The sequence below is a fragment of the Flagellimonas pelagia genome, from assembly GCF_003584135.1.
Lineage (GTDB): Bacteria > Bacteroidota > Bacteroidia > Flavobacteriales > Flavobacteriaceae > Flagellimonas > Flagellimonas pelagia.
The window spans coordinates 1-853 of record NZ_QXFI01000007.1 but is presented as its reverse complement, the minus strand read 5'-3'; the positions used below and the strand labels follow the sequence as shown (position 1 = coordinate 853).

The window sequence follows — 853 nt, the reverse complement described above, 5'->3', positions numbered from 1 at the left end:
CCGCTAAGGTCGACAGAGTTGCCCCCCGTGGCAGGGTTGCTCAGCGTCAGCACGTTGCTCCCGTCAAGGCTCAGGTCGGACAGCTCGTTGGTGGAGCTCTTGTCTCCGTCCACATAGTCAACCGTATAGTTCCCGTTCCCGTCGTCGGTCACGGTGATGTCGTTCGCGCCGGCCACCGTCTCGGTGTACCCGCTAAGGTCGATCGGGGTCGCAGTAGGGTCCCCGCTCAGGCTCAGGTCGTCGCCGCTCAGGCTCAGGTCCTGGCTGTCCGTGTTCACAGTATGATTTAAATCTGATATTTGACTCTCCGTTATAATAAGGTTTGCTTCGTTAATGTCTATATCTATTTCATCATTGGCAATGTCATCGCTTACCGTGATTTTATTTGAACCCGCATTGACATTCTTGAACTCCAAATCTGCTCCAGTCTTCCTAGCGAATGTTCCAACTCCTCCCACACCTGCATTTGAAGCAGTGTTGGTCTGACCAGATGTGGCCGCAAAAGCATCCACTTCAGCCTTCAATTCTTCTATCACATTTTGCACGTTACCTGAGGTCAAGGTCGTCGTACTTGCATCAAAAGGTACTTCTATAGCATTCTGTAGCTCGTTGGTGGAGCTCTTGTCTCCGTCCACATAGTCAACCGTATAGTTCCCGTTCCCGTCGTCGGTCACGGTGATGTCGTTCGCGCCGGCCACCGTCTCGGTGTACCCGCTAAGGTCGACAGAGTTGCCCCCCGTGGCAGGGTTGCTCAGCGTCAGCACGTTGCTCCCGTCAAGGCTCAGGTCGGACAGCTCGTTGGTGGAGCTCTTGTCTCCGTCCACATAGTCAACCGTATAGTTCCCGTTCCCGT

At 54.2% G+C, this 853-nt stretch carries 1 protein-coding gene; it reads right to left on the bottom strand.

The annotated features are described in order from the left end of the window. The coding region (locus D2V05_RS19610; RefSeq protein WP_183114763.1) for a hypothetical protein at positions 1-853 on the bottom strand (853 nt) is incomplete at both ends.